At 74.5% G+C, this 22,530-nt stretch carries 10 protein-coding genes; 3 read left to right on the top strand and 7 right to left on the bottom strand.

The features are described 5' to 3' along the window. Positions 1–4: 4 nt before the first annotated feature. The 4 genes from paaD to paaA are packed head-to-tail and all read right to left on the bottom strand — an operon-like array spanning position 5 to position 2,550. Positions 5–505: a 1,2-phenylacetyl-CoA epoxidase subunit PaaD gene (gene paaD / locus AC3EUV_RS04935; protein ID WP_432142206.1), complete on the bottom strand. Its 501-nt coding sequence runs from the start codon at positions 503–505 to the stop codon at positions 5–7. Continuing rightward, on the bottom strand, positions 499–1,263 hold the full coding sequence (gene paaC / locus AC3EUV_RS04930; protein WP_432142205.1) for a 1,2-phenylacetyl-CoA epoxidase subunit PaaC: 765 nt from the start codon (positions 1,261–1,263) through the stop codon (positions 499–501). The genes paaD and paaC overlap by 7 nt, the downstream gene beginning before the upstream one ends. Continuing rightward, positions 1,253–1,555: a 1,2-phenylacetyl-CoA epoxidase subunit PaaB gene (gene paaB / locus AC3EUV_RS04925; protein ID WP_432142204.1), complete on the bottom strand. Its 303-nt coding sequence runs from the start codon at positions 1,553–1,555 to the stop codon at positions 1,253–1,255. Before paaB ends, paaC begins: the two co-directional genes overlap by 11 nt. Continuing rightward, on the bottom strand, positions 1,552–2,550 hold the full coding sequence (gene paaA, locus AC3EUV_RS04920; RefSeq protein ID WP_432142203.1) for a 1,2-phenylacetyl-CoA epoxidase subunit PaaA: 999 nt from the start codon (positions 2,548–2,550) through the stop codon (positions 1,552–1,554). Before paaA ends, paaB begins: the two co-directional genes overlap by 4 nt. 247 nt (positions 2,551–2,797) lie before the next feature. Between paaA and AC3EUV_RS04915 the strand changes: the two genes are divergently transcribed. Genes AC3EUV_RS04915 through AC3EUV_RS04905 form a run of 3 tightly spaced genes read left to right on the top strand, consistent with a single transcriptional unit; the run spans position 2,798 to position 5,233 of the window. Further along, positions 2,798–3,043: an acyl carrier protein gene (locus tag AC3EUV_RS04915; RefSeq protein WP_432142202.1), complete on the top strand. Its 246-nt coding sequence runs from the start codon at positions 2,798–2,800 to the stop codon at positions 3,041–3,043. Continuing rightward, positions 3,043–4,518 carry a class I adenylate-forming enzyme family protein gene (locus AC3EUV_RS04910; protein WP_435602244.1) on the top strand — a complete coding sequence of 492 codons (1,476 nt, stop codon included), beginning with the start codon at positions 3,043–3,045 and terminating at the stop codon, positions 4,516–4,518. The genes AC3EUV_RS04915 and AC3EUV_RS04910 overlap by 1 nt, the downstream gene beginning before the upstream one ends. Positions 4,519–4,528: 10 nt before the next feature. Beyond that, positions 4,529–5,233, top strand: coding sequence for a 4'-phosphopantetheinyl transferase superfamily protein (locus AC3EUV_RS04905; RefSeq protein ID WP_435602243.1), 705 nt, complete (start codon positions 4,529–4,531; stop codon positions 5,231–5,233). 43 nt (positions 5,234–5,276) lie between these two features. Here the strand turns inward: AC3EUV_RS04905 and AC3EUV_RS04900 are convergent, their stop codons facing one another. Genes AC3EUV_RS04900 through AC3EUV_RS04890 form a run of 3 tightly spaced genes read right to left on the bottom strand, consistent with a single transcriptional unit; the run spans position 5,277 to position 22,172 of the window. After that, positions 5,277–6,074, bottom strand: a complete 798-nt coding sequence (locus AC3EUV_RS04900) for a thioesterase II family protein (RefSeq protein WP_435602242.1) — start codon at positions 6,072–6,074, stop codon at positions 5,277–5,279. Beyond that, positions 6,071–9,934 (bottom strand): type I polyketide synthase, encoded by a 3,864-nt coding sequence (locus AC3EUV_RS04895; protein ID WP_435602241.1) that lies wholly within the window; start codon positions 9,932–9,934, stop codon positions 6,071–6,073. Before AC3EUV_RS04895 ends, AC3EUV_RS04900 begins: the two co-directional genes overlap by 4 nt. After that, the gene (locus AC3EUV_RS04890; RefSeq protein ID WP_435602240.1) at positions 9,927–22,172 is read right to left on the bottom strand and encodes an amino acid adenylation domain-containing protein; all 12,246 of its coding nucleotides are present in this window, start codon (positions 22,170–22,172) and stop codon (positions 9,927–9,929) included. Before AC3EUV_RS04890 ends, AC3EUV_RS04895 begins: the two co-directional genes overlap by 8 nt. Positions 22,173–22,530 lie beyond the last annotated feature (358 nt).

The raw sequence follows: 22,530 nt of genomic DNA, 5'->3' as shown, positions 1-22,530 counted from the left end.
GGCCTCACACCGCCTTCAGATGGGCGAAGCTCTCCCGGCATGCCGTGCACACCAGCACGGACTGGCACCGGGTGGCTCCGAAGGGGCTCTGCGGCCGGGTCGCGTGGGAACCGCAGGACGGGCACGGCACCCCCAGCCCCAGCCGGACGGGAAGCGGCGCACCGGACGCGCCCGGTGGCGCGATGCCGTGCTCGGCGAGCTTGCGCCGGCCTTCGGCACTGATCCAGTCCGTGGTCCAGGCCGGCGAGAGCACCTGCCGCACCCGTCCTCCGGGGTGGCCGCACTCGGCCAGCACGTCCTGGATGCCCGCCACGATGGCCGGCATGGCCGGACAGCCCAGGTACGTCGGCGTCACGATGACCTCCACCGCGCCGTCCGTGGCCGTCTCCACCGCGCGGACGACCCCGAGATCGGCAAGGGTGACCATGGGCAGCTCGGGATCGGGCACGGCGCCCACCCGTGCACGGATCTCCTCGGTGTCCGACACCGGGGCCGCGCTCACCACGTGCCCCCGGGGTACTGGTGGTAGACCGACCGGAACTCGGCGAGCAACGGACCGAGTGCCTCGGTGTGCAGCCCGGACCGGCCGCCGGTCGCCCGCCAGGACGGGGACGGCAGGTCCAGACCCGCCTCGGTCAGGACGGCCGCCATGTCCTTCTCCCACGGCTCCCGCAGCCGCGCCGGGTCGACGCCCAGCCCGTTGGCCGCCAGTCGTCGCGTCAGCTCGTCCGGCTCGAACAGCTCGGCTGCGTACGGTCGGACGAGCGCGACACCTGCCTGTATGCGCCGGCGGCTCTCCGCCGTGCCGCGGCCCAGCAGCACCGTCCACCGGGCGGCGTGCAGGCGGTGGTACTCGACCTCCTTGGCGGCCCGTGCGGCGAATCCCGCCAGCTCCGTGTCGTGGGAGTGCGTCAGCTCGGCGTAGAGCAGTCCGGTGTAGACCGCGTACACCAGTTGCCGGGCGATGGTCATCCCGAAGTCGCCGTTGGGCAGCTCCAGCAGGAGTGCGTTGCGGAACGCCCGCTCGGGTCTGCGGTAGGCGAGGTCGTCGTCGCTGCGCCCGCTGCCGTCGAGCCGGCCGCTGTGGGCGAGCAGGACCCGGGCGTGGCCGAGCAGGTCCAGGGCGATGTTGGACAGCGCCAGGTCCTCCTCGATGGTCGGCGCGTGCGTCACCCAGGCACACAGCCGCTGGCACAGGACCAGCGCGTCGTCCCCCAGCCGCAGCGCGTACGCGGCGACATCCGCGTCGAGGTCAACCGTCATGGTCCTCCCCCTCGTTGAGCGGCACGTAGTACTCGGGGTAGCGGTACGGCTTGCCGGACGCGCCCGCGAAGAGCGGGTCCTTCTCGTCCGGCGAGGAGGCGCGCACCGCGTCGGAGCGCACCACCCAGAGGGACACCGGCTCGCCCCGGCGGGTGTACAGGTCCCGGGCATTGGCCAGTGCCATGTCGGCGTCGGCGCCGTGCACCGATCCGACGTGCTGGTGGGCCAGTCCGCGCCGGGGCCGGAGGAACACCTCCCACGGGGTCCGCAGGTGTGCGGGCCGCTCGCTCATGACGTCTCCTCCTCTTCACGGTGGGCCGCGGAGTACGCCGCATAGGCGTCGACGGCCTCGCGCACCCATGCGCCGTTCTCGTGCGCCGCCACGCGATGGGCCAGCCGTTGCCGGGCGCAGGCCGAATCGTCGGCGAGCACGTCCCGGAACTGCTGCCAGTCGACCGGGCTGAAGTCGTGGTGGCCGCGTTCCTCGTTCCAGCGGATCGCCGGGTCGGGCAGCGTCACCCCGAGCCGCTCGGCCTGCGGCACACAGTTGTCGACGAAGCGCTGCCGCAGCTCGTCGTTGGTGTGCTGCTTGATGCCCCAGGCCATCGAGCGGCGGCTGACGGCCGCGCCCATGGCGGCGGTGCGGGCATCCGCTCCGCCCGCGACGGTGTCGGGCGGGCCGAACATCAGCGCCACCGCCGGCAGCCACCAGCGGTTGACCGCGTCCTGGGCCATCTCCTTCTGCTCCGGTGTCCCTCGGCACAGCGACCACAACACGTCGTAGCCCTGCCGGACGTGGAACGCCTCCTCCTGGCACACCCGTCGCATGGCCCGCGCGTACGGGCCGTAGGAGGTATGGCACAGCGGGGCCTGGTTGACCACCGCGGCGCCGTCCGTCAGCCATGCGATGGCTCCGGTGTCCGCCCAGGTCAGGGCGGGGTGGTTGAAGGTGGCCGCGTAGCGCTGGTGACCGCGGTGCAGGGCGTCCAGGAGGTCCGCCCGGTCGGCGCCCAGCGTCTCGGCGGCCGCGTAGAGGTACAGCCCGTGGCCGGCTTCGTCCTGCACCTTCGCCAGGAGGCTCGCCTTGCGGTGCAGCGAGGGCGCGCGGGTGAGCCAGGCGCCCTCCGGCTGCATGCCGATGATCTCGGAGTGGGAGTGCTGGGCGATCTGGCGCAGCAGCATGCGGCGGTAGCCGTCGGGCATCCAGTCGCGTGGCTCGATCTGCCGGCCGGCGGCCAGGAGCGCTTCGAAGTGCGCATGGAGGTCGTCCTCACCCGTCCCGTGCACCCTGCCTCCTTCGTCGGTGGTGACGGGTCTTCCCCGCCCTTCCGTCCGATGGCCCAGCACGTCGGCGACGAGGTTCCGGGGGGATGGACGGGGGTGGGGGAAGACCTGCTTCACCTGCTCAGGAGTGCGGAGCCCGGGTCATCTATCCCTGGGCGGTGGGTGACGAAGGCCACGTGGGCCGGACGGAGTGCCGGCCGGCCGCCACGCCTCTTCTCACGGCAAGGAACCCGCCAAAGAAGGGCAACGCATGCATACCGTACGGGAGATGCTGGTCGAGCTGACCGGCACTCGGGAGTTCGCCGACGCCCTCGGCGAGGACACCGACCTCAGTGCCAGCGGCATCGACTCGGGAGACCTGGTGCGCCTGGTCCTGCTCATCGAGCAGCACACCGGGGTGGAGGTCACGGGTGCGGACATGGAGGGGCTGACCACCCTCGGCGACTACGAGCGCTTCGTCGCCGAGCGCGGCGGCGCCTCCCCCGGCGGCTCGTGATGTGGCTCACCCAGCTCCTGGAGCGCAACGGGCAGTGCTTCCCGCAGCGCACGGCGCTGGTGGACGAGCACCGCTCGGTCACCTGGGCCGGGTTGCGGGACCGGACCGTGGACCTGGCGCACGGTCTGGCCGCGCGCGGCATCGGACGCGGCGACCGGGTGGCGGTGCTCTCGCTGGACCGCATCGAGGTCTTGGAGACGTACTTCGCGCTGGCTCGCCTGGGGGCGCTCTTCGTGCCCCTGAACCACAGCCTGACCGCCGCCGAGGTGACGGGCATCGTGGAGCGCACCGGTCCGGTCGCGGTGATCGGTGAGGCGGCGCTGCTGGACCGCCACCCCGATCTGCCGGTGCGCCTCCGTCTCGCCCTGGACGGCGCCGAGTTCGCCGCCCTCGGCGCGGAGTGCGCGGGCACCGAAGCGCTGCCGGACGTCCCGGACGACGCGCTCGCGGCGATCCTGCACACCTCGGCGACCACCGGCCGGGCCAAGGGCGTCACCGTCGACCACGCCTCGTTCCGGGCCATCGCCCTCGGCTGGCTCGCCGTGGCCCGGCCCGACGACGCGATGGTGCTGGTCAACTGCTGTCCGCTCTACCACGGCAGCATGGTGGTGTCGCTGACCTATATGGCCGCGGGCGCCACCGTGGTGTTGCTGCCGGGGTTCACGCCGCAGAGCGCGTGCGCGGCGATCGAGGCCCACCGGGCCACCCACATCTGGCTCGTACCGCAGATGCTGCGCTTCCTCCTCCGTACGAAGGGCTTCGAGCGCGCTGATCTGTCCTCCCTGCGCGAGGTCCTCTACGGGGCCTCGCCGATGCCCGTCGATGTCTACGCCGAGGCCGCCCGCCGGCTCGGCTGCGGTTTCCGCCAGGTCTACGGCATGACCGAGGTCGGCGGCCCGTTCGTCACCCTCGGGCCGGAGGAACACCCGGCACCGGAGGGCATGGCCGAGCGGCTCCCGAGCGGACGCGTCATCCCCGGGATGTCCGTCCGCGCCCTCGACCGGCACGGCCGGGAGGTGGAACCGGGCGCCATCGGCGAGATCTGTGTCCGCGGGCCCGGTGTGATGCGCGGCTACTGGGACGACGAGGCGGCCACCGCCGAGATCACGGTCGACGGCTGGACCCGCACCGGCGACCTCGGCTTCCTCGACCCCGGCGGCCGGATTCACCTCGTCGACCGCAGCAAGGATCTGATCATCCGCGCCGGGCAGAACGTCTACCCGACCGAGATCGAACGGGCCCTCACCACCCACCCCGCGGTGCACGACGCCGCCGTCATCGGCCTCCCCGACGACGACTACGGCCAGGTTCCGCTCGCCTTCGTCGTGGCCGACGAAGGCGTCGGCACCGCGGAGTTGATGCGGTACGCCGCCGAGCGGCTCGCCCCCTACAAGCGGCCCCGGCGCATCACCTTCATCGACCGGGTGCCGAGGAACGGGGCCGGGAAAGTGCTCAAGAAGCTGCTCCGGGAGTAGGGCACCGGAGATGACCGTCGTGTCCGCCGAGGACCGGGCGCGGGCCGGGCGCCAGCTGCGCGCGCTCGGCCCGCTCCTCGCCGCGTCCGGACTCGCCCTGGGCACCGCCCTCGCCGGGGAGAGCGCGGCCCGGCCGGCGGGGCCCGGGGAGGCCCGGCTCGCGGCCGCGATGCCGCCCGTGCGCCGGCGCGACTTCCTCGCCGGGCGGTGTGCCGCGCGTCGTGCACTCGCCGCCGCCGGGCTGCCCGTTGGGGAGATCCCGCGCGACGGCCGCCGGCCGGTGCTGCCTGACGGCCACCCCGGGTCGATCAGTCACTCCGGTGGCCTGGCGGTGGCCGTCGTCGCCGCCCGGCAGCACTCTCACGCGCTCGGCTGCGACCTGGAACTGCGTGGTCTGCCACCGGAAGCCGCCCGTCTGGTGCTGAGGCCGGACGAACGCCGCCGGGTGATGGACGGCGCCGCCTCCGCGGAGGGGGCCGCGTACCGCGTACTGGCGGCGTTCTCGGCCAAGGAGGCGGCGTTCAAGGCATGTGCCGTGCTGCTGCCCGCGTCTGACGCACCCGCCTCCCTGCTCGACCTCACCGTCCGGCGGGTGCCGGGCGGCTTCCTCGCCCGGCCGGCCGGCGTGCCCGGCTGTCCGCCGCTGGAGGTGCGGGTGCATCCGGTCGGCCCCGGGGTCTTCAGCTGGGCAGCCGTGCGGGCCCGCCCCACGTAGGAGCGGTGCTTGTGGGGGGCGGGGCCCGACAACCGGTCGGCGGCTACACGGGACGGGCGTCCGCGAGGTCCGTGACGATCTGCCGGACCACCTCCGTCACCGCCTTCTGGAAGTAGAAGTGGCCGCCGGGGAAGAGCCGCGGCCCGAGCCAGCGCGTCGTCCACCGCTCCCAGCCGGCCAGCAACTTCACACTCACGGCCGGGTCGCCCGCCCCGCCGTACACCGAGAGCGGCACCGGAAGCGGCGGCAGCCCGGTGTCCGGCTGCCAGTGCTCGGCGGCCGCGAAGTCGTTCCGCAGCAGCGGCTCGGCCATCCCCCACATCGACGGCTCGTCCAGCACCTCGCGCGGTGTCCCGCCGATCCGCGCCAGCTCCTCCTTGAGCGCGTCGTCGGGCAGATGGCTGCGGTGCTGGACGGCCTCCGGGCCGGCGTGCGGCGGCCGCACCGCGGAGATGCCCAGCCAGCGCGGGAGGGCCCGCCCCTCCACCTGGAGCAGGCGGGTCAGCTCGTAGGCGGCCATCGCGCCCAGACTGTGCCCGAAGATGCCGAACGGCCGGTCCGACAAGGGCTCGACGGCGTCCGCCGCCCACCGCACCAGACCGCCGACGTCCGGGTGCGGCGGCAGCCGGTGGAGCCGGCCGCGCCCCGGCGCCTCGATCAGGCACAGCTCCCAGTCGGCCGGGAGATGCCCGGCCCACTCGCGGTAGGCGAGGTGGGAGCCCCCGGCGTGGTGGAGCAGGAACAGCCGCATCGCCGGCGCCTCCACCGGCCGCGGCCGGACGACGGCGCCGTCCGGCCGTATGGCGGACACGGGCGCGCCGGGCGAGTGGGATGGGGTCATGGATCGACGTCCTTCGCTGGTGTCAGGCCCGGTTCGGTCATCTCCCGCAGCCGGGCGTCGAGTTCGGCAGCCACGGTCGAGAGTGCCTCGCCGCTGAGCACACCGTTGTGGTCACAGGGCAGGGCGTGGTCCTCCACCGTGCCCCGGACGAACGGCTTCCACCGCGTGGCGGGCGCCGCTTCCCCGGGGGCGTGGCTCTCGACGGCGGTGAAGGACAGCAGATCGCCCCCGACCGTACCCGGCGCATGGCCGGACAGCAGCCCGACGTTGTGCAGCATGACGTCCGCTATCCGGCTCACGGCCGCCTCGTCGAGCCCGGAGAGCACGCTGCCCGAGCCGCGCAGCGCGCGCAGCACCGAAGCCCGGTCCCCGGGGGGCTCCTCCGGTCCGGCCGTCACGCCGGCGTCGGCCAGCAGTGCCCGCAGGAGGAACGCGTCGGCCTCCTCGGCGGTGGGCAGTTCGACGCTCTCGTCCGGGGCGAGCGGGAAGGCGTCCAGCGTGGCCAGCAGCCCGACCTGTTCCCCGTCCCGTTCCAGCCGCTCGGCCGCGGCGTGTGCGACCAGTCCGCCGAACGACCAGCCGAGCAGTGCGTACGGCCCGGACGGCTGGACGGTGCGGATCATCCGGACGTAGTCGTCGGCCATCTCCCCGACCGTCCCCGGCATGGCGTCCGGCTCGGTGAGCCCCCGGCTCTGGATGCCGTAGACCGGGAAGCGTGCGCCGATGCCCGGGAGAAGCTTGGCGTAGGGCCAGGCGATGCCGCCCGCGGGGTGGATGCAGAACAGCGGGATGCCGCCCTGTTCCCCGCTCGGGGCCGGGCGCAGCGGCACCACGACGTCGAGTGCGTTCGAGGGTGCGCCGCTGTCGAGGTGCTCGGCCAGTCCGGCGATCGTGGGGTGCTCGACGAGGAGGGCGACGCCCACGGGGGTGCCCCGTGCGGCGCCGATGCGACTGACCAGCTGGAGCGCCAGCAGTGAATCGCCCCGCAGGTCGAAGAAGTTGTCGTGGACGCCGATGTCCCCGATGCCCAGCACGTGCTGCCAGTGGTGGAGGATGTCCCGTTCGAGGTCGGTGCGGGGTGGCTCGTACGGGGTGTCCAGGGCGGGGCGCCGGGCGCGCGGTGCGGCCGCGGAGGGCTGCGCCGAGGCGGTCTCCCCGTCGGGGCCGAGCGGGGATGCGGCGGCCTCCGGGGCGTCCGTGACCGGTCGGGTGGTCCGGCCCACCGCCCGCTCGATCCAGTGCCGGGTCCGCTCGAAGGGGTACCCCGGCAGCGGAACCCGGCGCCGGCCGGCCGGCTGCTGCGTCGTGACGGGCACGCCGGCCGCCCACAACTGTCCGATCCCGTCCAGCAGGGTGCCGACTTCCGAGCGGGTGGCACGGGCGTGCCGCATCATCGGGACGACGGTCGCCCGCTCCCCCAGCTCGGCCCGCGCGTGCCGGGTCAGGCCGTGGCCGGGGCCGGCCTCGGCGAAGGTGCGGTGGCCGGCGCGGGCCAGCTCGCTCAGCCCGTCCGCGAACCGGGCCGTGTGCCGCATGTGCGTGACCCAGTACCCGGGGTCGGTGGCCTGCTCCGCCGTGATCCACGTGCCGGTGACATTGGAGAGGTAGGGGATGCGGGGCGGGTGCAGGCTCACCCGGGCGACCGCCGCCGCGAATTCCGGCAGCACCGGGTCGAGCAGCCGCGAGTGGGCGGCAAGGCTCAGCCGGATCCGGGAGCACCCCACACCGTCCGCCGTCAGCCGCCGCTCCAGTGCGTCGATGGCCTCCTCGGGGCCGGAAACCGTGCATGACGTACGGGAGTTGACGGTGGCGAGATCCACGCCGGTGCCGTCCAGGTACGGCAGCAGTTCCGCTTCCGCCTGCCACACCCCGAGCGTCGCCCCGCCGGCCCGCCGGGCCAGCTGCTCCCGCCGGTGCACCAGGCGCAGCATGTCGTCGAACGACATCACGCCCGCCAGGTACGCGGCGGTGTACTCGCCGAGCGAGTGGCCCAGCAGCGCGGCCGGCGTGACCCCGTGGGAGGCCAGCAGCCGCACCACCGCGCACTCGACGGCCACCAGCGAGGCGAACTCCGCCGGCTCGGGCGGCCGCAGCCCGCCATAGAGCGCCTCGGTCAGCGGATGGCCGAGGACCGGGCGCAGCGCGTCCGCGGCACGGTCCATCTCGGCGCGGAAGACGGGCCGGGTCCGGTAGAGCTCGGCGCCCATCTCCGGGTATTGGGCGCCGCCGCCGGGCAGCAGGAACACCGGCTGATGCGCGTCGCGGGCCGCCGCGGCGGGGGTGCCGGTCGCCTCCCGCAGCTGCCGGGCCGCGTCCTCGGCGGTGCGGCCGGCCACCGCCCGGCGGTGGGCGAACACCCGGCGGCCGGTGTCGAGGGTGTGCGCGACGTCCCCGAGCGGCAGTGCCGGGTGGGTATCGAGGTGATCGGCCAACTGCACGCAGATGGCGTCGAGTTGGGATGGGGTGCGGGCGGATACGCGCAGCAGCTCGTGATCGCTGGGCACGGCATCCTGCGTTGCGTCGGCCGGCTCGGGCCGGGGCGGCTCCTCGACGATCAGATGCGCGTTGGTACCGCCCACGCCGAAGGAGCTCACGCCCGCCCGCAGCGGGGAACCGTCCGACGACCGCCACGGCATCGCCGCGCCGCTCACCCGGAAGGGGGTGGCGGCGAAGTCGATGGCCGGGTTGGGCCGGGTGAACCCCACGGTCGCGGGAACCACACCGTGCTCCATGGCGAGCAGCACCTTGATCAGGCCGGTGACACCGGCCGCCGCGTCCGTGTGCCCGACGTTGGACTTCACCGACCCCAGCAGACAGAACCCCGTGCGGTCCGTGCTCTCCCGGAAGGCCCGGGTCAGGGCGGCGACCTCGATCGGGTCGCCGACCGGGGTGCCGGTGCCGTGCGCCTCGACATAGCTGATGCTGTCGGCCGGCACCTCGGCCGCGAGCTGGGCGGCGAGGATGGCCTCGGTCTGTCCCTCCGGGCTCGGGGCGGTGAAACCCGGCTTGCGCCGGCCGTCGTTGTTGATCGCCGACCCCTTGATCACGCCCCAGATGCGGTCGCCGTCCTCCAGCGCGTCCTCCAGCCGGCGCAGCACGACCGCGGCCACACCGTCGCCGCGGATGGTGCCGCGCGCCTCCGCGGCGAAGGCCCGGGTGCGGCCGTCGGGCGACAGCACCCCCTGCTCCACGTACCGGTAGCCCCGCGCGGCCGACGGATTGAGCGCCGAGCCGCCCGCAAGCGCCGTGTCACAGCGGTAGTTGAGCAGGTCCTGGCAGGCGAGGTGCACGGCGACCAGCGAACTGGAGCAGGCCGTCTGCACCGACAGGCTGGGCCCGGTCAGATCCAGCTCGTACGAGACGCGGGTGGCGAACGAGTCCGGCAGGTTGGCCGACTTGGCGGCCAGCAGGTGCAGCGAGCCCGGCTCGCCCGCGTACCGGGGGTGGATGTGGCTCAGGTAGTACTCGCTCTGGCTCGTGCCCGCGTACACCCCGATCTGGCCGCCGGAGCGCGCCGGGTCGTATCCCGCGTGCTCCAGCGCGTGGTGGCAGACCTCCAGGAAGAGCCGCTGCTGCGGATCGAGCAGCTGGGACTCCGCCGGGGAGTAGCCGAAGAACTCCCCGTCGAAGCGGTCGATACCGTCGATAGTGGAGGCCATCTTGACCAGGCTCGGATCGTCGAGGTCCGCGGCGGTACCGCCGGCGGCCAGCATGTCCGTGGCGGGAATGGGCTTGGCCGACTCGTGCCCGTCCAGCAGGTTCTGCCAGAACTGGCCGATGTCCGCGGCGTCCGCCCACCGCCCGGTCATGCCGACCACGGCGATGCCGAGGTCGTCGCTGTCGTCCTGGTACTCATCCATTGTGTCGGTCCTTTCGGGCGGCGGCCCGGCTGCGCGCACGGGCCTGCCGCTGGCGGCGGGCCCGCTCGGCACCCGCGGCGGAGTCGGGCGCCGGGCCGGCTCCCCTGCTGAGGTGACGGGCCATGGCGGCCGGCGTCGGGTGGGTGAACAGGTCCGCGAGCTGGAGGTCGATCCCGAGCCGCTGCCGGGCCACGGAACGGACGGTGACCAGCAGGATCGAGTGGCCGCCGAGGTCGAAGAAGCTGTCGTCCGGGCCGGCGTCCGGGCGCTCCAGCACCTCGGCCCAGATCGCGGTCAGATCCTTCGTCAGCCGGGCTTCCGCTCCAGTGGTCACCGAGGAGGCCGCCGGTGCGGCGTGCTCCTCGGGCGAGACGGTGGTGACCACACACGGCACCGGTGTGCCGAAGGCGTCCGGCAGGGTGGTGCCGGCCGGTGCGCCGTCCGGGGCGGTCGCGCCGCCGGTGACGGTCACCGTGGCGGTGAGCCGTTCCAGGGGCAGCGCCAATCCCGTCGTGTGGGCACGCACCCACGGGGCGGTGGAATCCAGCCCGATGAGTACGGACGGCAGATCGTGGCCGAGCGCCGGGCCGAGGGAGGCGAGGGCGTCCCCGGACGGCAGTACGCGGTAGCCGCGGGCCTCGGTCAGCTCCCGCAGGGCGAAGCCGCGGCTCATGCCCGTCTCCTGCCACATGCTCCACGCCAGGCTGACGCCGCGCAGGCCCAGCGCGCGCTGCCGTACGGCCAGTGTGTCCAGCGCGGCGTTGGCCGCCGCGTAGGCGCCCATCGCGGCGCCGCCGAAGAAACCGTTGACGGAGGAGAAGGAGACGAACGGCAGGCCCTGCCGGTGCCGCAGCGCGTGCGTCAGGTGATGGGCGCCGGTCACCTTGGCGTGCCAGACGCTCCGCCAGCGCTCCGGTGCCGCCTCGGCGGCGGGGAACTCGGCGCTCTCCCCGGCCAGATGCCACACCGCGTCCGGCTCCCCGGACTCCCACAGCAGGCGGCTCACCTCGTCCGCGTCGCCGATGTCGGCCGCCACGTACCGCACATCGCCCAGGGCCTCCAGGGCGCGCAGGGCCTCGGCACGGGGGTGGTCCCCGGCCCGGGAGCGGCCCACCAGCGTGAGCCGGACGCCGTGCCGGGTGAGGAGGTGGCGGGCGAGCTCGACACCGATCCCGCCGAGGCCGCCGGTGATCAGATGGTGACCGTCCGGGATCTCCGCCGACCCGTCGGGAGCGGGCTGCGCGGGGAGCTCGGTGAGCCGCAGGACGAGGCGGTGTCCCGCCTCGGTGAGGGCCACGTGCGGCTCGGCGCAGGGGGCGAGCAGTTCGGTGTGGAGCCGCTCGGCCAGGGCCTCTTCGGCGCCGGCCGGGTCGCCGTGCACCTCGACGAAGCGGCCGGTGAGGTCCGGAGTCTCCTGGAGCGCGCTCTTGAGCAGCGCTGCCGCGGCGGCGCTCTCCGGGCCCGTGGTGCCGACGACGGTGAGGGCGGCGCACCGGCCGCCGGGGGTGGCCAGGGCGCCGAGCAACCCGGCGAGGGCGATCAGCCGTCCGGGCGCCGGAGGCTCGCTGCCGGTGGCGTCGTCATACGCGGCGAGCGCGGTCAGATCGACGACATGGGCGGGTGCGTCCGGATGCGGGAGCGACCCGGCGGGCTCCGCGTCGACGACGGTGCTGTGGCCACCGTGCGCGTCGACCAGCCGGGCCAGGGCGTCGGCCAGTGTCCGCCGTCCCCCCGCCAGCACGACCACCCGCGCACTGCACCAGTCCGTGGCGGCCGGCGGCGCCTGGGCGGGCTGCCAGTCAGGGCGGTGGAACCAGTGGGGCACGGTCCGCTCGGTGGCCGGCGGCAGATCCGTCTCGCGCGCCGTGGGGGCGGCCGGAGCGGTGACGGCGGTGCGCACGAGGGCGGGCCGCGGGGCCGGGGCCGGTTCGGCGGTCACCGTGGCCGTGCCGACGGACGGGTCGTCGAGCAGGTGGTCGCGCCAGGCGGCCCGCACCCCGTCGTCGAGCACGGGCAGGGCGCCGAGCAGCTCGGTGTCCACCGCGCCGTCCGCGGTGCGCGGCAGCGCGGAGACCAGCACCACGTGCAGCGGCAACTGCCGGTCGGGCAGCGCACGTTGTGCGACCTCGGCCACCCGGGCAGCCTCCAGGGGGCGTTCCGGCACCGCGTGGACGACCAGACGGGGCAGCCCCGCCGCGTCATCACGCCGGGTCACGACGCACTCGCGCACGCCCGGCACGGCGAGGACGGCCGCGGGCACGGCGGTGACGTCGGCGGCGTCCGAGGCGTCGTGGCTCGCGGCCGCCGGACCGCCGGGGCCGCCGTCGAGCGCCGACAGCCGGCGTGCGGGGTCCTGGGCCGCCGCGTCCAGCACCCGGTGGACCGACTCGGCGAGCCGCTCGGCGGTGCCGGTGTCGAAGAGGTCGGTGCTGTACTCCACGGCGAGTTCCAGGCCGTCGGGGGAGCCGTCCGCCGCCCGGCGCTCGGAGACGTTGAACGCGAGGTCGAACTTGGCCACGTCCACATGCATCCGCTCCCACTCGGAGACCGTGCCGCCCAGCTCGACGTCGGTGGACGCGGCGTCGTGCAGCCCCAGGGACACCTGGAAGAGGGGGTGCCGGGCCAGGTGCCGGGGCGGGTTGATCCGCTCGACGAGCTGCTCGAACGGCAGGTCCTGATGGGCGTGGGCGGCCGAGGTGGCCTCCCGCACCCGGTGCAGCAGCTCGGTGAAGGCCGGATCGCCGGAGGTGTCGGTGCGCAGCACGAGGGTGTTGACGAAGAATCCGACCAGGGGGTCCAGCTCGGGAACCGGCCGGCCGGCCATGACGGTGCCGAGCGGTATGTCCTCGCCGGCCCCGGAGCGGGTCAGTGCGGCGGCCAGTGCGGCTTGGACGACCATGAACAGCGTGGCGTGGTGGCGCTGGGCCAGCTCGGCCAGCCGGCGGTGCAGCTCCGCGTCGCAGGTGCGGTGGACCAGCCGCCCCTGACGGCTCGGCGTCGTGGGACGGGGCCGGTCGTAGGGTAGGGACAGTTCGTCCGGCAGGCCGGCGAGCCGCCCTTCCCAGTAGGCGAGTTGCCCGGCCGCCCGGCTCCCGGGGTCGTCCGCGTCGCCCAGGAGCTCGCGCTGCCACAGCGCGTAGTCGGCGTACTGGACGGGCAGTTCGGCCCACTCCGGGGGGCGCCCCTCGGCGCGGGCCGCGTAGGCGGTGGAGAGATCCGTGGCCAGTGGGGCCAGGGACCCGCCGTCGGACGCGATGTGATGCAGCACCAGCAGCAGCACGCTGGTGTCGTCCGGCAGGTGGAACAGGTGGGCGCGCAGCGGTGGATCGGTCTCCAGCGTGAAGCCCAGCCGGGCCGCCGAGCGGAGGTGCTCGTCGAGCAGCCGCTGAGGTATCTCGGCCACGAACAGGTCCGGCTCGGCCTCGTCGGCGTTCAGCACCCGCTGGGCGGGCGTGCCGGCGCGTTCCGGGAACAGGGTGCGCAGCGCCTCGTGGCGGGCCACGACATCGGTCAGGGCCTGCCGCAGCACCCGGCCGTCGAGCCGGTTCGGGAAGCGCGCGACGACCGGGATGTTGTAGGTGGGGCCGGGGCCTTCCAGCCGGTCGATGAACCACAGACGGGTCTGGGCGAGCGAGAGCGGCAGCGGCTCGGGCCGGGCCCGGCGGGTCAGCGGAGGGTGGCCCGGCTCCGGGGCGCCGGCCTCGGCGAGTTCGGCGATGCTGGGCCGGGCGAACAGCTCGGCGACGGTGAACTCCCGCCCCACGGCCGTGCGGATCCTGCCGACCAGCCGGGTGGCGAGCAGCGAATGCCCGCCGAGCGCGAAGAAGTTGTCGTGCCGGCCGACGCGGTCGGTCCCCAGGACGTCGCACCACACCGCGGCGAGCGCCTTCTCCAGCGGGGTGGCCGGCTCGTCGCCCTCGGCGCCGTCGGACGGGGCCGCCGGGCCGTCCGCGCCCGGCAGCTCGTCGACGTGCTGTACCCGGCACGGCACGGGGGTGCCGAACGCGTCCGTCTCCCTGAGGTCCGCGGCGGACTGCGGGGCAGTGCCGGTGACATGGCCGACGAGTTCCTGAAGCGGTACGGCGGGCGCGTCGGTCCGGCTGCGGACCCAGGGAGCCGCCGGGTCGAGGCCGACCAGGACATGACCCGGGGTGTGCAAAGCGACGGCCAGCGAGCGCACCCCCTCGGGCCGGCTGATCAGCCGGAAACCTCGGGCCCGGGTCAGCTCCTTGAGGGCGTAGCCCTCGCTGGCGCCGAGCTCGTCCCACATGCTCCAGGCGACGCTGTGGGCGCGCAGCCCCAGGGCGCGCTGGTGTGCGGTGAGGGCGTCGAGGTAGGCGTTGGCGGCCGCGTAGGCGGCGGCCATGCTGCCGCCGAAGAAGCCGTTGACGGAGGAGAAGGAGACGAAGAGCGTGCCCGGCCGGTCGCGCAGCGCGTCGGTGAGGACCGCCGCTCCGGCTGCCTTGGCGGCCAGCACGGCTTGCCAGTGCGCCGCGTCGGCCTCGGCCAGCGGGCGTTCGGCGAAGTGTGCGGCCAGGTGCAGCACCCCGTCGACCGGGCCGCGGTCGGCCTCCGCGTCGGCGAGGAGGCGGCGCACCGCCTCGGGGTCGGTGACATCAGCGGTCAGGTACCGCACGTCGCCGAGCGCCGCCAGCGCGTCGAAGGCGGCGGCCTTCTCCGGGGCGTCCGCGAGCGGGGTGCGGCCGGTGAGGGTGAGCCGGACGCGGTGGCGGGTCAGCAGCGTGCGGGCCAGCTCCGTGCCGACCCCGCCCAGGCCACCCGTCAGCAGATAGTGACCGCCCTCGCGGAAGACGGGCGCGGCGTCGGTGCCGGCCTCCGGTGCGGGCAGCGGGGCGAGACGGCTGATGAGGCGGGCGCCGTCGCGCAGGGCGACCAGTACTTCGCCGCCCGGGGCGGAGATCTCGTCGTGGAGCGCCGCCGCGGTCTCGTCCGGGCCGTGGTCGAAGAGGGCGGCGTCCCGCACGTCGGTCCACCGGCCGGTGAGCCAGGGCAGTTCCTGCACCGCGCTCTTGAGCACGGCCACCGCCGCGGCGCGCTCCGGCAGCACCTCCTCGCCCGGCAGGGCCGCACAGCTGCCGGTGGCGACCACATCGAGGGTGACGGGCCGTTCGTCGGCGGCGAGCGCGGTGATCAGGGCGGCGAGTCGGCGGGCCGCCGCACCGGCCCCGGCCGGGTCGAGCGAGACCGTCCGCGGTTCGGCCTCGGTGAGGTCGACGACGCGGGTGACCGGCGCGCCCACCGAACCCAGCAGGTCCGTCCATGCCTCCGCTTCGGTCCATGACGCGGACTGCTCCGGGACGACGACGCTGCTCGTCCCGCCGGCGGCGGTGATCCGCGCGGCCAGCCGGTCGGCCGGCGCGCGCCGCGGGCCGGTCAGGATCAGGGTGTGCTCCGCGGTGCTGCGCGGGTCGGCCGCGTGGAAGCGCTCGGCGCGCCGCCAGACGGGCCGGTGGAACCAGTCCGGCACGGTGCGCTCGTTGCCGAGCAGCAGATCCGTGCGGCGCAGCACGTCGGCGTACTCACCGTCCTCGAACCGCCGGCGCAGCAGCGTGCGCTGGATCTTGCCGATCTCCGTCTTGGGGACGTCCCGTGCCGTCACCGGCAGGACGACCGCGGGGGTGACACCGAACTCACGCGCCACCCTGCCGGTGAGCGCGGTCACGGCGCTCCGGGTGTCCGCCTCGGGGGACAGCACACAGAAGACGGCGAGCTCATCGGTGGTGGCGGCGGCCGAGGTCCGTACCGCGACGGCAGCGGTGAACGACCGCTCCACACCGGTGATTTCCTCGACCGTCGCCTCGATCTCCTGGCTGGAGTGGTTGACGCCGTTGACGATGATGACGTCTTTCGCCCGGCCGGTGAGCGTGACCGCACCGTGCCGCAGAAAGGCGAGGTCACCGGTGTCGAACCAGCCGCCGGCCCGGAACGCCTCGGCGTTGTGGTGCGGCGCCCGGTGGTAGCCGTCGGTCACGACCGCGCCGCGCACCTGCATCCGGCCCACCCGGCCCTCGGGGAGCAGATTCCCGTCCTCGTCCACGACCCGGACGGCGAAGCCGGGGTGCGGGCGGCCACAGCTGACGTGGGGGTCGTCGTCGCTGCTGTTGCCCAGGGTCAGTACGCCGTCGGTCTCGCCCGAACTGGTCTCGGACATGCCCCACACCGCGTGCATGGCGTCGTCCGGCAGCCCGAACGGCTGGAGCGCGGCCAGGAAGCGGCGGGCCGTGCGGGCCACGACGGCCTCCCCGCCGTTGATGGCCAGCCGCAGGCAGGACAGGTCCCAGTCCGGCTCCGGCTCGGCGGCGAGCCGGTCGGCGACCAGCCCGTAGGCGAAGTTGGGTGCCCAGGTGCTGGCGGCACGGTGCCGGTCGATGGCGTCGAGCCAGCGCAGCGGGTCCTCCAGCACCCAGGTGGTGGGGGCGAGCACCTGGCGGGCCCCGAGCACCACGTCCCGCAGATGGAACATCACCACCCCGCCGACGTGATCCAGCGGCATCCAGTTGAAGGAGGGGTCGGCGGCGGTCAGCCCGTGCTGCTGCACGGCCGAGGCGATGTGCGCGAGCACATTGCGGTGGCGCAGTTCGACGGCCTTGGGCCGGCCCGTGCTGCCGGAGGTGAGCAGAAGCAGCACCAGGTCGTCGGGGGTGGCCGGGTGCCAGTCGTGGTCCTGCGGGCTGCTGAGGAGCGCGTCGATGGCGGCAACCCCGGTCGGCTCGTCACCGTGCCGGCCGAGCGCGGCCGCGATGCCGTCCCGGGCGGTGGCCGGCGCCAGCACCCATGGCTGCTCCAGCGCCGTCCAGGCGTCCGTCAGGCGGGTGAGCTGGGTGCTCTCCCGCTCGTAGCCGCCGGGCGGGGCGGCGAGCGGCACGGCCGACAGACCGCCGAGCACACAGGCCCAGAAGCCGGTCACGAACTGCCGGGTGTCCGGCAGCTGGAGGAGCACGGCGTCACCGGGCCGGGCCCCGGCCGCGCGCAGTCCGTGCAGCACCCGGGAGGCGTCCTCGGCGAGATCGGCGTAGGGCTGCCGCTCCTCGTCTCCGTCGGGGCGGATGTGCACCAGCTCGCCACCGGACTCCGCGGCGGCGCGCAGCGCCTCCCCCAGCGTGCGGAAGGCGGATCCGGTGAGGGGCGGCCCCTCACTCAGCGAGGGCCGGGACTCCCCCGCCGTCTCCGGCTCCCCGACCGCCTCCGACCGGACGGCGCTCTCGTCCGGTGCGCCGGATGCGGTGCCGAGGCCGCCGATGTGGAGGCGGCCGGGGGCGGCGGGTTCGACGGGGCGTACGGCGACCGCCGCGCCGGTCACCCCGGGCTCCGCGCGCAGCCGCTTCTCCCAGGCGGTGGCCGGCCCGGCGTCCAGGACCGGCAGGGCGGACAGCGCTTCGGCGTCCACCGCCCCCTCGGCGGTACGCGGCAGCGCCGAGACGAGGACGATGCGCAACGGCGGTGATTCCGGCGGGAGTTGGGCCCGTCCGGCGACGGCGAGCCGGGCCGGGTCGACGGGGGCGTCCGGCACCACATGGGCGACCGGCCCGGGTATGCCGGTGCGTGCGGTGCGCACCGAGACCAGGCATTCGTGCACGCCGTCCTGCGCCAGCAGCGCCCGCTCGCAGGCGGCCAGGCTTCCGTCGAGGGCGCGTGCGGCGTCCCCGGCCGGCAGCAGCCGGGACAGTGCGCGGGCGGGGTCGGCGGCCGCGCTCACCAGGACCCGGCGCAGCCGCTCGACCAGGGCGTCGACCGTGGCCCGTGCGAACAACTCGGTGCCGAACTCCACGGAACCCGTCATTCCGGCGGCCTCGCCCGCCGGGCCGTACCGCTCGGTGAGCGACAGCGTGAGGTCGAACCGGGAGACCCCGACGTCCATGGGCTCCAGCCGCGCCGTGGCCCCCGCCATGTCCAGCCGTGCCTGCCCCGCGTTCTGTAGCACCAGCATGACCTGGAACAGGGGGTGACGGCCCACCACGCGGGGCGGGTTGAGCCGGTCGACGAGCCAGTCGAAGGGCACGTCCTGCCGGTCGTGCGCGGCGAGGCCGGTGTCCCGCACCCGGTCCAGCAGCGCGGTGAAGGACGGATCGCCGGAGGTGTCGGTGCGCAGTACCAGGGTGTTGCTGAAGAAGCCGACGAGGTGGTCCAGGGCGGTGTCGTCCCGGCCGGCGACGGCCGTGCCCAGCGGGATGTCGGTGCCCGCTCCGGACAGCGTGAGGGTGGCGGCGAGCGCGGCGTGCAGCGTCATGAAGACCGTGGCCCGGTGTGCGGCGGCGAGCTCGGTCAGCGCGCGGTGCACCTCGGCGTCGAAGTCCAGCGGCACCGCGTCGCCCGTGTACCGGTGGGTGCGCTCCCGGAGCCGGTCGTACGGCAGGTCGAGCCGGTCGGGCAGCGACTCCAGGGTCCGTTCCCAGGAGGCGAGTTGCCGGCCGGCGCGGCTGTGGGTGTCGGCGGGCTCGCCGAGCAGTGCGCGCTGCCAGAGGGTGTAGTCGGCGTACTGCACGGGCAGCGGCGGCCGGCCGGGGGCGCGACCCGCCACCCGCGCCGTGTACGCCGCCGCCAGGTCCTCGGCCAGCGGCACCAGCGACCAGCCGTCGGCCGCGATGTGGTGCAGCACCAGCAGCAGCACGGTGCGGCCGTCGTCGACGCGGAACAGGTGGCAGCGCAGCGGCAGTTCGGTGCCGAGGTCGAATCCGGCGCGGGCCGCCGCCCGCACCCGGGAGTCCAGCTCGCCGGCCGGCACGTCCGCGATCTCGGGTACGGGCCGGGTGCGCGGGTCGTCGGGGCCGAGAACGAGCTGCCGGGGGTCGCCCTCGGCATCCGGGAAGAGGGTGCGCAGCGCCTCATGACGCGCGCAGACATCGGCGAGGGCGGCACGCAGCGCGTCCACGTCGAGGGCGGTGTCGAGGGTGAGGACGCACGGGATGTGGTAGGTCGGGCCGGTTCCCTCCAGCCGGTTGAGGAACCAGATGCGGGCCTGCGCGGGCGAGAGCGGCAGGTGCTCCGGCCGCGCGGCCGGCAGCAGCGGCGGCCGCTCCGCGCCGTCGGCACCCGTGCCGTCGGACAGCGTGGCGACGATCCCGGCGAGGGCGCCGGGTCGCGGCGCGTCGAAGACCGCCGTCATGGTGATCTCCACGCCGAGGTCCGCCCGTATCCGCGTCAGCAGCCGGGTGGCCAGCAGCGAATGTCCGCCGAGATCGAAGAAGTCGTCGTCGACGCCGACCGTCCCCTCGGACAGCCGCAGCACCTCCTCGAAGAGCCGGCAGAGCCGTTCCTCGGCCGCGGTGGCGGCGCCCCGGCCGCTCGCGACGGCGGCGAAGTCGGGCGCGGGCAGCGCCTTGACGTCCAGCTTGCCGTTGTAGGTCAGCGGCAGGGCCGGCAGCAGCACACACGCGCTCGGCACCATGTGCGCGGGGAGCCGGGCCGCCAGGTGGCCGCGCAGCTCCGGCGGTTGGGGAGCGCGGCCGGTCTCGGGCACGGCGTAGGCGACGAGGGTACGGTCACCGTCGGCACCGTCGCGGGCCACCACGGCGGCCTGCGCCACGTCCGGGTGGTCCACCAGGACCGCCTCGATCTCCCCGGGCTCGATGCGGAAGCCGCGGATCTTCACCTGCTGGTCGGCCCGGCCGGCGTACTCCAGCGTGCCGTCCGGCAGCCGGCGGGCCAGGTCGCCGGTGCGGTACATCCGCTCGCCCGGCGCGCCGAACGGGTCGTCCAGGAACCGTTCCGCGGTCAGCCCCGGCCGCCCGAGGTACCCCCGGGCCACGCCGGGGCCCGCCACGTACATCTCGCCCACCCAGCCGGGCGGTACCGGCTGCCCGCAGTGGTCGAGGACGTACACCCGCAGGTCAGGGAGTGCCGAGCCGATGAGGCCGGGCGCCCGCTCCTGCTCGACGAGGGAGCAGGTCACGCGGTGGTGGGTGACGTGCACGGTCGTCTCGGTGATGCCGTACATGTTGACCAGCACCGGCGCCTCGTCGCCGTACCGCTCGACCCAGCCGCGCAGCTGCGCCGGCTCCAGCGCCTCGCCGCCGAACACGACGTACCGCAGGCCGAGCGGCGGGTGGGCCGCCCCGCGCCGGTGGCACTCACCGTCCGCCCGGGCCAGCTGCTGGAAGGCGGAGGGCGTCTGGTTGAGGACGGTGACGCGCTCGTCCCGCAGCAGCTGGAGGAAGTCGGCCGGCGAGCGGGTGACCTCCTTGGGGACGACGACGAGCCGGCCGCCGTGCAGCAGGGGTCCCCAGATCTCCCAGACGGAGAAGTCGAAGGCGTAGGAATGGAAGAGGGTCCACACGTCCTCGGGGCCGAAGTCGAAGTGTGCGGCGGAGGTCTCGAAGAGCCGGACGACGTTGGAGTGCGGGACGACCACGCCCTTGGGGCGGCCCGTGGAACCCGAGGTGTGGATGATGTACGCGGTGTCGCCCGGGGTGAGCGGCGCGGTGCGCTCGGCGTCGGTGAGGTCGCCGGCGGGGAGGCCGGCGAGGGCCGTCTCCAGGGCGGGGTCGCCGAGCAGCACGGTGGCAACGCCCGTCCCGGGCAGGCCGGGCGCGGTCGGTGTGTCGGTGACGAGCAGGGTGGGCGCCGCGTCGTCGGCGATCGTCCGGAGGCGCTCCGCCGGGTAGCCGGGGTCGAGCGGCAGGTAGGCGGCGCCCGACTTGAGTACGGCGAGCAGCGCGGTGATCAGTTCGGCCGACCGGGGCAGGGCCAGGGCCACGATGCCGCCCGGCCCGGCCCCGCGCTCGACGAGGAGGCGGGCCAGCCGGTTGGCGCGGGCATTGAGCTGCGCGTAGCTCAGCGCGGTGTCCTCGAAGGTGACGGCGGTGGCGCCGGGGCTGCGGGCGGCCTGTGCCTCGAAGCGGGCCGGCAGGGTGGCGTCCGGCGCGGGCGGGGTGCTGACGGCAGGGGCGTACGAGGGTTCCTCGCCGGAGCGCAGCAGGCTCGTACCGGCGAGGGTCAGCTCCGCGTCGGCTCCCGCGAACTGGTCCAGCAGCAGCAGGAACCGTGCGTGGTGATCGGCGAGCTGCTCCTCGCTGTAGAGCGCGGGGTTGGCGGCGAACGCGAGATGCAGGCCGCTGCCGCCGGATGCGGGTCGCACGGTGAGGGACAGATCCTCGACCGGACCGCCCGACAGATGGTGGAAGGTGGCCGGGTGGCCGGCGAAGCGCGGCTCGTTGTCGAAGGGCATCAGATTGACGACCGGCCCGTACAGCCGCCGGCCACGGCCCAGGAGCTTGAGGTCGCGGCGCAGGTCCTCGCCACGGTAGCGCGCGTACCTGCGCACCGTGCGGACCTCGGCGGCGGTCGTCCGCACGAGGGTGGCGAGGGTGGTGCCGGCGTCCAGGGTCAGGTGCAGCGGCAGGATGTTGGAGACGACGCCCGGGGTGCGCAGGGCGGCGGAGCCGAAACGGTTCATGGCGGGCAGGCCCAGGACGACGTCGGCGCTGCCGGTGACCCGGTGGACATAGCCGGCGGCCGCCGCGAGGAGCAGGTCGCCCCGGGTGACGCCCAGACGGGTGGCGGCCGCCGAAAGGCGCTCGGCCGCGTCGGCGGTCAGTGCGGTGGCGCGGCGCAGGGCCGTGGGCGAGGGCGGGGCAGTCGCGTCGGTGAGGCCCACGGCTTCGGGGGCATCGGCACAGCGCTCCGCCCAGAAGTCCCGGTCGCGTGCGAGGTTCCCGGAGGCACCGTAGCCGTGCTCCTCGTCGAGCAGCCGGGCCAAGGGCGCGAATCCGCGCTCCGGTTGCCTCCCGGCGGCCAGCGCGGTGTACACCTCGGCCACCCGACGGACGACGAGGGAGTAGCCGTAGCCGTCCAGGAGGATGTGGTGCGCCCTCTGGTACCAGAAGAACCGGTCGGGGGCGGCCGTGAACAGCGCCTCGGTGAAGAGCGGGCCTTCGGTGAGCTCGACGGGCGTGGCGAGGTCGGCGCGCATCCATGCCTCGGCGGCCGCGCGCGGATCCGGCTCGCCGCTGACGTCGACACGGTGCAGCGGCCAGTCGCCCACGGCCGCGTGGCGGACGCGGGGACCCTCGGTGGTGTCGAGGAAGCGCAGCCCGAACGTCTCGGCCTCGGCGATCGTCCACCGCAGCGCGGTTTCGAAGAGTTCGGTGTCGACGGAGCCATGAATCTCCACGTACTCACCGGTGTTGTAGGCCGCGTTCGCGGGGTCGAGCCTCTGGGCGAACCAGATGCCTTCCTGCGCGCCCGACAGGGGGCGGACGGTGTCGTCGTGAGCTGACATGGCACCAACCCTCAGTAGTAGTGCGAGTTCAGACGGAATGCCGCCCTGCGAGAGCTGTCGCGCGCGGCGTCCGACGGATGCACTGCGGCCCGGCTCGACGGGCGAAGTTCAGCGGTACGCAGACGCCGGGAACCACAAAGCGCAATAGGGAAGCGCTTTTACGGGGAACGGCATCTCAGGCACCTTCAATGCGGCGCCCAACCCCCGCCTTAACCCTGCCGGAAGGTAACTGGGCCAGTCAAGTTAAACAATAGAGCTCCCGGCCACTTATAAGGCACTCACACGACCTGGGTTACTCTGACTTCCGCCTGCGGGGGTGCGTCCAAGCGGCGCATCAGGCGTTTTTGAATGTACGTCA

This window comes from Streptomyces sp. bgisy130, assembly GCF_057708345.1.
This window is presented reverse-complemented; position numbering and strand designations above follow the sequence as displayed.

Coding starts and splice junctions, on each gene's coding strand:
- AC3EUV_RS04910 (WP_435602244.1), top strand. CDS start 3,043: ATGTGGCTCACCCAGCTCCTGGAGCGCAACGGGCAGTGCTTCCCGCAG.
- paaB (WP_432142204.1), bottom strand. CDS start 1,555: ATGAGCGAGCGGCCCGCACACCTGCGGACCCCGTGGGAGGTGTTCCTC.
- AC3EUV_RS04895 (WP_435602241.1), bottom strand. CDS start 9,934: ATGGATGAGTACCAGGACGACAGCGACGACCTCGGCATCGCCGTGGTC.
- AC3EUV_RS04900 (WP_435602242.1), bottom strand. CDS start 6,074: ATGACCCCATCCCACTCGCCCGGCGCGCCCGTGTCCGCCATACGGCCG.
- AC3EUV_RS04905 (WP_435602243.1), top strand. CDS start 4,529: ATGACCGTCGTGTCCGCCGAGGACCGGGCGCGGGCCGGGCGCCAGCTG.
- paaC (WP_432142205.1), bottom strand. CDS start 1,263: ATGACGGTTGACCTCGACGCGGATGTCGCCGCGTACGCGCTGCGGCTG.
- AC3EUV_RS04890 (WP_435602240.1), bottom strand. CDS start 22,172: ATGTCAGCTCACGACGACACCGTCCGCCCCCTGTCGGGCGCGCAGGAA.
- AC3EUV_RS04915 (WP_432142202.1), top strand. CDS start 2,798: ATGCATACCGTACGGGAGATGCTGGTCGAGCTGACCGGCACTCGGGAG.